This is a genomic window from Sphingobacterium sp. N143, assembly GCF_030325625.1.
Classification (GTDB): domain Bacteria; phylum Bacteroidota; class Bacteroidia; order Sphingobacteriales; family Sphingobacteriaceae; genus Sphingobacterium.
The window spans coordinates 1-13,678 of sequence record NZ_JACAIS010000003.1 but is presented as its reverse complement, the minus strand read 5'-3'; the positions used below and the strand labels follow the sequence as shown (position 1 = coordinate 13,678).

At 39.8% G+C, this 13,678-nt stretch carries 8 protein-coding genes; 7 read left to right on the top strand and 1 reads right to left on the bottom strand.

Translation table 11 applies throughout. The features are described 5' to 3' along the window. The first annotated feature begins 14 nt into the window (after positions 1-14). From HX021_RS06465 to HX021_RS06440, 6 genes are all read left to right on the top strand, one after another. Entirely contained in the window at positions 15-1,517 is a 1,503-nt protein-coding gene (locus tag HX021_RS06465) for a RagB/SusD family nutrient uptake outer membrane protein (protein WP_286589331.1), read from the top strand. Between the two features lie 352 nt (positions 1,518-1,869). Next, entirely contained in the window at positions 1,870-5,070 is a 3,201-nt protein-coding gene (locus HX021_RS06460; RefSeq protein WP_286589330.1) for a SusC/RagA family TonB-linked outer membrane protein, read from the top strand. Between the two features lie 15 nt (positions 5,071-5,085). Next, on the top strand, positions 5,086-6,984 hold the full coding sequence (locus HX021_RS06455; protein WP_286589329.1) for a RagB/SusD family nutrient uptake outer membrane protein: 1,899 nt from the start codon (positions 5,086-5,088) through the stop codon (positions 6,982-6,984). A gap of 119 nt (positions 6,985-7,103) precedes the next feature. After that, positions 7,104-8,333, top strand: coding sequence for a DUF4959 domain-containing protein (locus tag HX021_RS06450; RefSeq protein WP_286589328.1), 1,230 nt, complete (start codon positions 7,104-7,106; stop codon positions 8,331-8,333). 16 nt (positions 8,334-8,349) lie between these two features. After that, a complete protein-coding gene (locus HX021_RS06445; RefSeq protein WP_286589327.1) occupies positions 8,350-9,558 on the top strand; it encodes a DUF4998 domain-containing protein in 1,209 nt (402 codons plus the stop codon). A 103-nt stretch (positions 9,559-9,661) separates the two neighbouring features. After that, the gene (locus tag HX021_RS06440) at positions 9,662-11,863 is read left to right on the top strand and encodes a hypothetical protein (RefSeq protein WP_286589326.1); all 2,202 of its coding nucleotides are present in this window, start codon (positions 9,662-9,664) and stop codon (positions 11,861-11,863) included. 309 nt (positions 11,864-12,172) lie between these two features. On the opposite strand, the gene HX021_RS06435 is transcribed toward HX021_RS06440, so the two are convergent. Beyond that, entirely contained in the window at positions 12,173-12,526 is a 354-nt protein-coding gene (locus HX021_RS06435) for a winged helix-turn-helix transcriptional regulator (protein ID WP_286589325.1), read from the bottom strand. A gap of 134 nt (positions 12,527-12,660) precedes the next feature. On the opposite strand from HX021_RS06435, the gene HX021_RS06430 reads away from it, so the two are divergent. Then, the gene (locus HX021_RS06430; protein WP_286589324.1) at positions 12,661-13,395 is read left to right on the top strand and encodes an SDR family NAD(P)-dependent oxidoreductase; all 735 of its coding nucleotides are present in this window, start codon (positions 12,661-12,663) and stop codon (positions 13,393-13,395) included. Positions 13,396-13,678 lie beyond the last annotated feature (283 nt).

Sequence of the window (13,678 nt, the reverse complement as noted above, 5' to 3'; positions counted from 1 at the left end):
TATAAAGAAATTCGATGAATAATAACATAATAAAATCAGTATCATTAGCCTTGATGGCTTTGTTACTCAATGGTTGTTCGCTAAATGAAACACCCAAAACAGCACTGACAGAGGAACAGGTTTATGGAGACGAAGAAAACATTAAACTGCTGCTTTCTGGGTTATATACACAGTGGCGTAATACCAAACAAGATCGGGGCGGATTTATGTTCAATTTAGGGACGGATGAAGCCAAACAGGGAAGTCAGCAAATGCGGGAAAGTAGTGTCCAAGGATCATTGGATACCTATAGCTCCGGTTTAAATGCTGCAAATACGTCCTTGGCTGAACAGTGGAATAAACGATGGCCAGTAATAACAGCTGCGGCAAAAGCTGTCTTTTACGCCAAAACACCATCCTTACAGGCACAAGCTCGCTTTATCAGAGCAACGCTGAACTTCGAACTTGTGATGCTATGGGGACCTATCCCCATTATTGACCTTAATCAAATGCGGGAGGCCCGCCAGCCTGAAAAAGATGTGTTTGAACTTATTATTGAAGACCTTGAATTTGCAAGTAAAAATCTCGCTGAAAGTCAAACAGATAAAAAGATACCCACCAAAGGAGCTGCTTTGGCGCTTTTGGGTAAAGTTTACTTATCCGCTCCGGTTGCAACCGGACTCCGTGACTTTGAAAAGGCCATGGATTGCTTTGATCAAGTTATTCCGAAATATCAGCTGATAGAAAACTATTCAGATCTGTTTAACACGACGACTAATCAAAATAATAGTGAATCTATCTATGCTTTTCAATTTATCAATATTTCACCGGATAACAATATGGCGCAACATCACGCTGGGTCGAGGGCTGTAGCCGATTTAGATGGTAATTGTTACTTCGGGGGATATGATCTTATTATGCCTACGGCATATTATTATAATGATAAGTCAAAGGGCGGAATTTGGGAGCCAGGTGATACGCGTAAACTGGGTAGTATAAGGTATGATTTTACACTTCCTGATGGAAGAGTACCTAAAATTACCTGGACAGGACAGCAGGATGAACTGGAGCCGCATACCAAAAAATTTGAAGATATACGCACGCAAGGAAAGCAGAATTTTTGGTACTCCGGTGGGTTGATTTACTATCTCCGGCTGGCTGACATTCTTCTTTGCAAGGCCGAATGCTTAAATGAACTCGGTCGTACAGAAGAAGCGGTGCAGCTTATTAACAATACGGTTAGGAAGCGTGCATTTAAAGGTAATATTCCCGAAGGATATAGCTGGACGGGGTTAGGTAAGGAACAATTGCGCGAGTCGATCATGGATGAGCGGATGCGCGAACTAGGGTTTGAAGGATGGCGGAGGATGGATTTGATCCGAACTGGAAACCTAGTGAAGTACGTTTCGCAACGCAATCCTTGGGCGAAGGAGAGCGGTTCTATAAAGGAGTTCCACAATCGTTACCCAATTCCGGAATCAGAAATAAAACAGAACGATCAGATCAATGAATCAGATCAAAATCCCGGATACCAATAATTAAAAACTGTCGTGGAAATGAAAAAAGGTCGAGTTATTCGACCTTTTTTTGTGCATTTTTTCGAGAAAGATGTATGAAATGTGCCTAAGCGATAAAATAATCCATCAATACCGTCAGATCGTTCATTCTAGGCACAGGTATAATTGGATAATTTTGACTTTACAGAATCGTGTTGATCTCCTATGTGGGATAATATGACAATAACCAATTTTAAGCTTTTCTACTAAGCATTGTGAACAGCCATAGGCAGCTTAATGGGAAGAAATTAGTACCAATGAAATAACCAATTAACAAACTATGAAGTCAATTTATTATTATTTGAGTTGCACTTGTCTTCTTATGTTTCTTCAGATGCAATCTCAGCATCTGTTTGCGCAAACAAACAAATTTACGCTGACAGGATCCGTCTCTGATACGTTAGGAAGACAGATAGAAGGTGTCAGTGTCAGTATCAAAGGAACTGGCGGGAGACAGACCCGAACGGATCAAAATGGTAATTTTGTTCTGGAGGTAAACGTAGGATCAACGTTAACATTTTCTTTTGTTGGCTACACAAGTGTTACTGTGGAAGTGAAGGACCGTAACCCCGTGAATGTTATGCTGGTAGCTAGTGCCAGAGAGGTTGATGAAGTCGTTGTTACGGCCTTTAGTCAGAAACAGCGAAAAGAAGCAGTTGTGGGATCGGTAACGTCGGTAGAACCGGGGAAGCTCAAGATCCCAGCAAGTAACCTTACCAATGCGCTTGCTGGCCAGATTGCCGGAGTCATTGGTTTCCAACGTTCCGGGCAACCCGGACAAGATAATTCGCAATTTTTTATTCGAGGTGTTACGACGTTCGGATACCGTACGGAACCCTTGATTCTAATTGATAACGTTGAATTATCAACAAATGATTTGGCACGCCTTAATGTAGACGATATAGCCAGTTTTGTCATTCTCAAAGATGCAAGTGCAACTGCACTTTATGGGGCAAGAGGAGCAAACGGAGTTATTTTAGTCAGTACAAAAGAAGGAAAGGAAGGTCGCGCGAAGATTAATTTCCGCTCGGAGCTCTCTTTATCGCAATCTGCACGGACTATACAATTGAGTGATCCTCTGAATTATATGCGTCTTTACAACGAAGCATCGCTTACCAGGGATCCTTCATTGCCCTTACCTTTTACTCCGACTAAGATCAGTAATACAGCAGCAACGATGAGCGGTGCTGAGGGAAGTAATCCCTTTGTTTATCCGGCTGTGGATTGGCTGGATATGCTATTTAAGAAAAACGCAATGACGCATCGCAACAATATCAGTGTGAGCGGCGGTGGAAACGTCGCCCGATATTTTATAGCTGGTAGTTACAATCAGGATTATGGTGTACTTAAGACTGACGTAAGAAACAATAACAAGAACAATGTTAATTTTAAAAATTATCAGCTTCGATCTAACGTCAATGTAAACCTCACGAAAACGACAGAATTGATTGTCCGTCTTTCTGGCAATTTTAGTGAATACAAAGGACCAATTACTGCTGATGGATCTTTTGCTTCAGACTTGTATAATGTGGCAATGCATACAAGCCCTGTGTTATTTCCTGCATTCTACGAACCAGACGAAGCCAATATTAACACCAAACATATTTTATTTGGAAACAATGGTACTGCAGGCGGTACAAATGACAATAGTATTCTGTACAACAACCCATACGCGCATCTACTACGCGGTCAAAAAAGATCTTCCGAATCTAGACTTTCAGCGCAATTCGAATTGAATCAAAATCTTCAATTTTTGACCCAAGGGTTGAAATTTAGGGGATTATTTAATACAAATAGATATTCTTATTTTGACTCTCAATTGGCATATAATCCATTCTATTACAATATCAATACATACGATGACCAAAGCAATACTTATAGTCTGTTATGGTTGAACCCAAGGCCCACGGGTAATAATGTTGCTACAGAGTATTTAAATTATAACAGAGGAGAGCCCAATGCAAATACATTTATGTATCTGCAAACAGCTTTGGATTACAGCCGTACTTTCGGGGCACATGGAATAAGTTCAAGCTTGATAGGCACTATGCAAGAAACGGTTTATTCAAGTTCTAAGGATCCAAAAACAGATCAGTATACTTTACCGTATTCACTGCCGTTTAGAAATATAGGGCTGGCGGGTCGCTTGACCTATTCCTATAAAAACCGATATTTCACAGAGTTTAATTTCGGGTACAATGGATCTGAACGCTTTTCTAAAGAGCATCGATTTGGTTTCTTTCCGACAATTGGTGCTTCTTGGGTTGTGTCAAACGAAGATTTCTGGAATAAAGATGGTCTGTTCAATAAGTTGAAAATTCGGGCGAGCCATGGCTTGGTCGGAAATGATGCAATTGGAAATCAACGTTTCTTTTACTTATCAGATGTTGAGCTTGCAAATGGACCTAATTGGGCCCAATTTGGATTCGCCAATCAATATGAACGCAAAGGTGTATTTATCCGTAGTTACCAAAATAACAACATTACCTGGGAGACTTCTCGTCAGACAAACCTGGCAGTTGAAGCTAACTTACTCAAAGGTCTGAATATTATTGCAGAAGTCTATAAAAACCACAGGTATGATATTTTGAGGGATCGTTATATTCCATCAACCGAGGGGCTTGAGTCTACAGTGAGTACAAATTTGGGAAAGGTAGATTCCAAGGGTATAGACCTTTCGGCCGATTATTCCAAAAGTTTTAGTAATGGGCTATGGGCCTCGTTTCGTGGGAATTTTACTTTTGCCAGAAACAAATACAGTTATCTTGAGGAACCCAATTACGCCGAAAAATGGCGTCAATTTATTGGGCAACCCATAAGTAGGCAATACGGATATATCGCTGAACGTCTTTTTGTTGATGATCAGGAGGCAGCGAGCTCTCCGCTCCAGTCTATGAAAATACAGGATGAATGGGGGAGTACAATCCAGGGTATCTTGCCGCAGGGCGGTGATATTAAGTATCGTGATATGAACGGTGATGGTGTTGTTGATAACTTGGATATGGTATTCATGGGGTACCCAACAACTCCCGAAGTCGTGTATGGATTTGGTTTTTCCACCGGATATAAGGGCTTTGATTTCTCAGCATTTTTTCAAGGGCAGACCCGTGTCTCACTTTTTATAGATCCTTGGCGTACAAGTCCATTTGTACAGAGCCCACAAAAGTATATTTATGGTAACACTCAAATATTGCAAGAGTTTGCAGATAGTCACTGGTCAGAGGAAAATCAGAATCTGTATGCACAGTATCCAAGGCTCGGTACTAATGTAACTTCCATTGCCAACAATTTACAGACTAGTAGCTGGTGGTTGCGCGATGCTAGTTTTCTTCGATTAAAATCAGTAGAAATTGGTTACACGCTGCCTTCTAAAGCCGCACAGAAATTAAAAATGGAAAGCTTTAGAGTTTATATCAGCGGGCTCAACCTGTATACATTCAGTTCATTTAAACTTTGGGATCCAGAACAAGGTGGAAATGGTTTTGCATATCCGTTACAGCGCGTCTTCAACATGGGGATTAATATTAACTTTTAAATCATCTCAGATATTATGAAAAAAGTACATCTATCTGTTTTAATTGTGGCACTTTCGATGTCCTCAATGTTGACATCATGTTCTAAGTATTTAGATATCGTACCAGACAATGTGGGTACCTTGGACTATGCTTTTCGCAATCGAAATGAAGCCGAAAATTATCTTTTCGGCTGTTATTCAACCATGCAGAAATTTTCGGATGTTATCTATAATCCAGGTTTTACAACTTCAGCAGAGATCGTTTACCCGATTCTTGAAACACAATATTTTAATTCGGCTGGCTTTAACCTCATTCGAGGCATTCAGACAAGCGGTAACCCGGTGCTTGGTGAATGGGATAACATGTACAAAGCAATTCGACGTTGCAATATTATGTTGGAAAACATTGATAAGCCGATTGACTTAAGGGAAGACGAGAAAAAGCGCTGGATAGCTGAAACTAAATTCTTAAAGGCATACTATCATTATTACCTCATGAGGACACATGGTCCAGTTGTCTTGATCAAAGAGAATAATCCGGTCGATGTAGATATAGCACAAACTAAAAGAAAACGTGCAACATTGGACGAGTCATTTGACTACGTCATTTCTTTGATGGATGAGGCGATCCCTGATTTACCGGTTACCATTGAAAATAAGGTACAGGAGTTTGGCCGGATCACAAAATTTATGGCCATGTCGATCAAGGCTGAAATGTTGGCAACCGCTGCAAGCCCATTATTTAACGGTAATCCCGATTATAGAAATTTCAAAGATAAAGATGGAAGATTCCTATTTCCGCAATCTTACGAGGGTAAAAAATGGGAAAAAGCTGTCGTTGCGTGCCGTGAAGCTATTGCCGAATGTGAAAAAGTCGGACTGCATCTGTCTGTGGATCTGCCGACTTCCAATATTCGTAATGTGTCTGATGAATTGAAAAAGATTTTAGTCCTCCAGAATATAATTACCCAGCGCTGGGAAGAAAGTCCGGAATTGATCTGGGGATTAAATTTTGGTTTTTCTTACCAAGCATATACGATGCCTAAATTGACAGGTCGCTCGGTGGGCATGTCTAATAGCTATCCATCCAATTGGGCGGTGCCAATCTCAACAACAGAAATTTTCTACACAGAGAATGGGGTTCCGATAAATGAGGACCGAACTTGGGATTATTCCAATCGTCTTGCGTTAAAAGCGGGAGACGACAAAAATCGGCACGTAATCCGTTTGGGGTATGAGACGGTGAGTGCACATTTTAACCGGGAAAGGCGCTTTTATTCTTCTATTGGGTTTGACGGAGGAATATGGTTTGGAAATGGGATTTCTGATGAAGAAAATGCATATTATGTTCAGGCCCGAGGTATTACCGGTATAGCGGGCCCCAAAAGTCTAAACGCTCGTAATATCACTGGATATTGGCCCAAAAAGCTGGTGCATTATATGACAGTCATGGACGAAACTTTTACTCCAGCAGATTTTAAAGTGCCGATGATGCGCCTTGCGGGACTTTATTTGTTATATGCCGAATCGCTAAATGAGGTAGGAGCAGCACCTTCTGAGGAAGTATATGCCTACATTGATAAAGTGCGTGAGCGTGCTGGTTTAGCTCCTGTTCGGCAGGCCTGGGCCAATTTTTCACGTCTCCCAACCAAAGTGCAATCCAAAGATGGCATGCGTCAGATCATACATCAGGAGAGGAGAATAGAACTTGCATTTGAAGGTCAGAGTGGTTGGGATCTAAGGAGATGGAAAGAATTACAGTCTGTATTGAGCAGACCACTGCAAGGCTGGAATATTAACGAAGAAAACCCCGTGAATTATTATAGGCCGGTAAATGTGATCACCCCAGTCTTTGGGTTGCGTGATTATTTATGGCCGATCAATAATACGGCTGTTATTGTCAATGAGAATCTAACACAAAATCCTTATTGGTAATCACAATCCTATCATAGGGGAGACGATATGATCAATTTGATCATAAAGGAAAAAGATAACCGAGTGAATGAGACTCATTGACATTGATGAGACAGAGCACTTAAAAAATATTTAAATAGATGAAAAATAAAATATTGAAAAGAAGCGGGATAATAGCATACAGCATGTTCATTATTCTAACATTCCTTACTATATGGTCATGTAAGAAAAGTGTATCACCCGTTGAGGTGATCTCTGAAGATCAGACCAAACCCGGCATTGTGACAGATGTACGTGTAGAAAATCTCAATGGTGCTGCACGCATAATTTACAAACTCCCCCAATCGCCCAATATACTTTATGTATCGGCCAAGTATCCCATTCGTGAAGGATATGAGCGCGAATCAAAAACTAGCTTTTATACCGATACAATTTTGGTGGAAGGTTTTGCCAAAGCGGGTGAATATGATGTCACTCTCCATACTGTAAGTCGAGCAAATATAATGTCCGATCCGGTTGTCGTAAAGGTAAAGCCGAAAACACCCAATTACATTTTGGTAAACGAGGGACTCGATATAACAGCAGATTTTGGAGGTGCTAACTTTTATGGAGCAAATCCGGATAAGTCTCCAATATCAGTGCATTTGCTGGCATTTGATCCGAGTAAAAATAAGTTTGAGGAAAAGGATCCTGAATACATTAATGGCGGGATTGTTGATGTCTCACTACGCGGATTTGAAGCTGTTCCACAGGAATTTGGTGTATATACTACCGATCGATTTGGTAATAAATCAGAGATTCGTTACAGTAAACTGACACCACTTTTCGAAACCTTGTTGGACAAGAGTAAATTTTTTGTTTATCGCTTACCCTCTGATGCGCCACTTTGGCCGGGGTGGGAATTACGGTATTTTTTTGATGGAAGTTTGAACGAACCTGGATGGCATACCCAAGACGCTCCCGTGACAGTAGGAACTTTCGGCATTGGCCCCTCTGCAAAAATCAGCCGTTTTGTCTTATGGAATAGATTGCCAGGTATGTATTCATTTCAAAACCCCAAATCAATAACAATATGGGGATCCAATGTTGATCAGCCAAAAGATGTGAATTTACCACGAATTTCATCTCCAGGTGATATCGCAGGTGATTGGGTCAATATGGGGAATTTTATGTATCCTGACCCTCCTTCAGGATTACCAGGTAGCCAAGCAAATGCAAGTGATAATGCTTTTGCCGCGGCTGGGATAAATTTTAGAATGCCTAGTACAGCACCTCCCGTCAAATATATACGATTTCTTGTCAACCAGACTTGGGGAGGATTGGGCTATACAAATGCGATGGAAATTTCATTCTATGGCATTAATCAATAATCTTAAAAATTAAATCATGAAAAGATTACTGTTGTCGTTTGTGATGTTGGTGACCATTTTGGTTCAAATGTCCTGTGATAAATACGCCGATGATTATAAAAATTATTTGGACAATAAAGAAATCATATACCCAGGCCAAGCTCGTAATCTGCGTTACTATGCAGGGCACTTCAGGACTAAATTGGTTTGGAATCCAAGTCCTGACCCTAACATTGCCTATTATATCGTAAATTGGGAGAATGGCAATAAATCTGTACAGGTAGAGGCCAATACCCATAATCCGATAGACAGCATTCAGGTTGTTATACCTGATTTGACAGAGTATGTGTATAGTTTTTCCATCCGCGCATATGACCGTGATGGAAATGCGTCTATTGGTCAGCAGATACAGAATGTAAGGGTATATGGGACAAATTTTCAGTCCTTATTGTTAAATAGATCCCCAAATAGACAAAATCCTTATAGCATAAGTGAAGACAATAAGGTCCAGTTGCATTTTAATGCGCCTGATACATTGAATGTGGTGACAGAGATAAGTTACATTGATCATGCTGGGAGGGAGAAAACGGTTCGCCTTTCACAAAAACAAAATACTATAGAGCTTCCAGATTTTAAGTTTGGATCTAGTGTCAGTTATAAGTCCGGTTATCTTGCCGAAGACCATGGCATCGACACTATTTTTGTATTGGCAAGTGAAGTTTACCCGCAGATACGGCGTTCGATTGCTATTGATAAAACGAAATTTCACGAATTTAATCTTCCTAATGATGCCGGACCTGATTGGGGATGGGTAATTACCAATCTTTGGGACAACAACTTTGATGAACCGGGATATCACACGCCGGGCAGGGATTTGCCACTTTCTTTCACTTTGGATATGGGCGAAGAGCATGAGTTGTCCCGTTTGAAAGTTTGGCAGCGCCTTTCAGGTTTATATAACTACGGGAATCCCAAACGCTTTGAAGTATGGGGAAGCAACAATCCGTCAAGTGATGGAAGCTGGGGATCCTGGACAAAACTTGCAGGCTTCATGACTATAAAACCTTCTGGTCTTCCTGTAGGCTCTGTAAGTGATGAAGATCGGAAAGTTGCAGAGCAAGGAGATGACTATACATTTCCAAATGAAATCCAGCCCTTCAGGTATCTCCGATTTAGGGTTCTAGAAACTTGGGGCGGAACTAATTATGTTCATATTCTCGAAATTACCCCATTTAGGAAAGAGTAATTAATTCTTCCGGATGATAGCAATATCATTGAAAAAATTATATGATTGATAAATTTATAAAAATAGAGAACTATCCATTTAACCGATGGAAAAAAAGCTAAAGATGAAAAAGAATATTATAGTATTAATGCTACTCTGTCTTTGTGCAGTAAATGCGTATTGTAGGATGCCGGTAGACGTTAAAAGCGATGTAATATCGTGGATGATCCCAAATGGAAAGTTGCTTTTTAATTTGAAAACCGGAACGGTCGATTATGTCTATGAAAATGGTGTTAATTTAAAAAACACCATTGCGTATGTTGATCTCCTATCTTCAGGATTAAGAACCAGCTCATCATTAGCCGTACATAAAATCTCCCAGCAAATGATCAGCAATAGTTGGGGTAGTGGCAGACGTTTAATTTTCACACATAGTGATGGCGATGGATTGTCCCTAAGGCAAATATTTGAAGTATATCAAGGTAAACAACATCTACAGGTTGGCCTGGAAGTAAGCAAAAAAGGGCAAATATTGGAAACGCGTAATATTAGTCCGTTGTGTACAATGAGTTCTTCTGGCGGCAAGTCAATATTTTCTTGGGCCAAGCCCATGCTAGTGGATCTACCCTTTGACAACGATAACTGGGGAAAATTACTCCCTCAGATCTGGCCAGGTGATGGACAAGTGCTGGATGGGGTCAGCCATGAACTCACGATGATTTATGATGCAAATACCTATAGAGGTCTTGTTGTCGGAAGTCTTGAACATGATTTTTGGAAGACGGGCATACGTTATTTAACCGCGAAAAATAAAGGCGAACTCGATAATTTTATTGTATTTGGAGGAGCTGCTAGGCCAGATAATCCCTCATTGCCAGCAAATTTTGGTGGTAATGACGGCACGCATGATGTTATGCCTCATGGCACAATGTTGGCTAAAGAGTTACGGTCTCCTTTAATTTTTATTGAATCGTCTAATGATTTTCGTGTATCTAACATCAATTTTGGAAAAGCTGAGGTACAGATGAATGGCAGTTTGCAATGGAAGGGTAATGCACCAATGTACTGGAATAGCTTTAGTGTAGAGGGAGTACTTGGACATGAAGGCGTAATGATGCCCAAAGGTGTTTACCAGACCATTGATTTTATAAAAGGTATGGATCAATGGAATAAAGAAGGAAGGCCGGTTATCAGTATAGATTCTTATGATCAAGGAATTTATTCGACTGAGGTATTAAAAAAGATAGGGGATTATGCTCGGAGTGCAGGACAGGAAATAGGATTTTACTGTAGCCCATTTTCACTTTGGACCTGGAGTAATAATATTGAGAACGCCTTATTGCCTGGTACGAAGGTTCCTCTGAGAGAGGTTATTCTACGTGATGACAAAAATCACCCAATTCCATTTAAAGATGGTGAATGGGGAGCGTATCCTATGGATCCTACACATCCAGCAACTAGGATGTCGATGATCAACCAAATAGAAAAAGCACATGCTATTGGGGCCAAATTTATTAAGATTGATTTCTTGACAGCGGGATCTTTAGAGGCTGTAAAATGGTATGACCCCAAAGTAAGGAGTGGGATGCAGGCTTATAATTACGGTATGAAACTCTTTAAGCATCTGGCTGATTCTATCATGGGAAATGATGTTTTTATTAGTATGGCTATTTCGCCAATGTTTCCACATCAATATGCACATACGCGATTTGTTTCGACGGATGTCCATTCCCACCTTCGTGATGGTCAGCCAGGTTTTGCACATTATGGAAGTACCGCTGCATCGATGATAACGGCTTCCCATATGGGATGGGTACAAGGAACATTATGGCCCTATACAAACATGGACAACCTAGTTATGCGTAAGTTTCAAAAACACCCTGATTTAAATGAGAATGAGGTAAAGACACGGTTGATCTCGCTTATTACGATGGGAAGTATTCTAGGAGATGGTTCAGATTATCGCGACCAATTGTCCTCTGAAAGAGCAAAGAAATATCTCAATAGTTCAGCTGTTACAAATTTTTTTGCAGCTCCGAAAGCTTTTATGCCATTAAAATTATCAGTTGGAGAGTGTATGGATCAACAGCTTAGTTTTTACCTGAAAGATAAAGACCTACTTGTTTCAGCTTTTAATTTTGATGAGGAGAAGCCATTTGAAGCGGTATTTGAACGAAAAACAATTGGATTAGACAGCGGGAATTTTGAGATTATAGATTTTTTTACAGGAACGAGGATTGGAAAAATAGATGAGAAGGAACAGTCTTTTTCACTTTATGTAAATGTGCGTGACGCCTTACTTTGCAAACTGCAAAAAGTAAAATAGTATTTTTTTGTTTCGAGCCTCAGGGTGGGTAAATTTCCTTTGCAGGTTCCGCAAAGGCCCATGAGGGTGTGGTCGATAGATGACAATCAAATACAACCATGTGAATTACTGGGGCATAAGACACCAATTGGTTATTAAGGAGATGATGGCCAGTTGGTATATTGGAAACTGGTAGAGTTTCCAATATACCAACTGGCTTAACAACAAAATGACTAATATTTAATTAGGCGTTCTGTTATGACATCAGAGAAAAAGATATTGTAGACCGGGGATATCTTAATCAATGAAATAAACGATGCGAAAAATAAGTTATCGTTGATTGATATAAATTTTACCCCATTTTTCAAGGGCGAGAAAAATCTCTTCCAACGATTTACCCAAGTCCGTTAGTTGGTACTCCACCTTTGGAGGTACAACAGGAAATACTTCCCTAGTGATAAGCTTATCTTCTTCCATTTCACGAAGTTGTGCGGTCAATGTCTTGTCCGATATAGGATCCAATCGATCTTTGATCTCTTTAAATCGTAAGGGATGGCCAGCCCTCAAAGCTTTATAGATTTTTAGTTTCCATTTACCTCCAAGGATCGACAAAGACGCCTCGATGGTACAATCAACATTAGGATTATTCTCACAGTTGATGGTAGATCGTCTGCTATAACTCATTTTTTTATTTTATTTTTTTTTAACAAGCTCTCAATCAATAATTCAAACCATATTTTCAGTTACTAACCTTGTGGTAAGTTATTGTTATTCAAGTTTTTGTGTTTTATTTTTGACCGTTTATAAATATATAATATATGAATAATAAAATTCTAATTGCTGGAGGTTCATCCGGTATCGGTTATGGTATAGCCAAACACTTTTATGAAAAAGGATGGGATGTCCTGATTACCGGCAGAAGCAAAGATAAGCTAAATTCGGCAAAAGCAGCGATGCCTGGTATCCGCACTATAGTATATGACAGTGCGAATGAAAATCATTTGGCGGATCTCGTCAACTTTATAGAAAACGATTGGAATGGTTTATTGGATATTCTGGTCAACAGTGCAGGACACGTGGAATTGACAAGTTTAAAGGACATTTCAAAATCCTCATTGGAAGCTATGTACCAAGCCCATTTGATCGGTCCCACTTTGCTTGCTTCTAAATGTTTAAAGTTCTTAGCAGCGACCAATGGACATATTCTCAATATCACTAGTAGTCATGGAATTAAAGTATATGCTGATTTAAGCGCATATGGATCCGCAAAAGCAGGCCTGAATATGTTAACGAAAATCTGGTCACTTGAGTTGGCGCCACTTGGTATCAAAGTAAATGCCATTGCTCCAGGGCCTACCAATACCGGAATATTGAAAGCGGCTGGTTATGATGATGAGACTGTTTTAACCATTCAGGAAAGCGAAAAAAAACAAATTCCATTACAACGCCGTGGAAATGTTGACGATATTGTTTCGGTTGCGGTCGCTATTTTGGAGTCAAAATGGACCACGGGAATTATTCTACCAGTAGATGGAGGGATTTCTATTTCATAGCCGATGATGTTGTGTCATTAAATATAGTGATCATCAAGGTAATATCACTTTATATCGTGTATGTTTACAATCGTTTTATTTTGTAATGATTTGATTTTTAGCGGTATATATTTTTTGGCCTTTCTGTTGATACTTTCCACACAAACAAGAACTGTTCATTTAATAACAAACAAAACAATGCAACAACGAATTAATATCAACTCTGCTTGTATGTCTTCAAACTAAATTAGACACATAGGTCAAATTCCTTAAGGAGTATTTTGCGTTATAAATTTATTAATTT

Excerpts from the sequence above, each read along its gene's own strand:
- HX021_RS06435 (WP_286589325.1), bottom strand. The coding sequence starts at position 12,526 with ATGAGTTATAGCAGACGATCTACCATCAACTGTGAGAATAATCCTAAT.
- HX021_RS06440 (WP_286589326.1), top strand. The coding sequence starts at position 9,662 with ATGAAAAAGAATATTATAGTATTAATGCTACTCTGTCTTTGTGCAGTA.
- HX021_RS06430 (WP_286589324.1), top strand. The coding sequence starts at position 12,661 with ATGAATAATAAAATTCTAATTGCTGGAGGTTCATCCGGTATCGGTTAT.
- HX021_RS06455 (WP_286589329.1), top strand. The coding sequence starts at position 5,086 with ATGAAAAAAGTACATCTATCTGTTTTAATTGTGGCACTTTCGATGTCC.
- HX021_RS06460 (WP_286589330.1), top strand. The coding sequence starts at position 1,870 with ATGCAATCTCAGCATCTGTTTGCGCAAACAAACAAATTTACGCTGACA.
- HX021_RS06465 (WP_286589331.1), top strand. The coding sequence starts at position 15 with ATGAATAATAACATAATAAAATCAGTATCATTAGCCTTGATGGCTTTG.
- HX021_RS06445 (WP_286589327.1), top strand. The coding sequence starts at position 8,350 with ATGAAAAGATTACTGTTGTCGTTTGTGATGTTGGTGACCATTTTGGTT.
- HX021_RS06450 (WP_286589328.1), top strand. The coding sequence starts at position 7,104 with ATGAAAAATAAAATATTGAAAAGAAGCGGGATAATAGCATACAGCATG.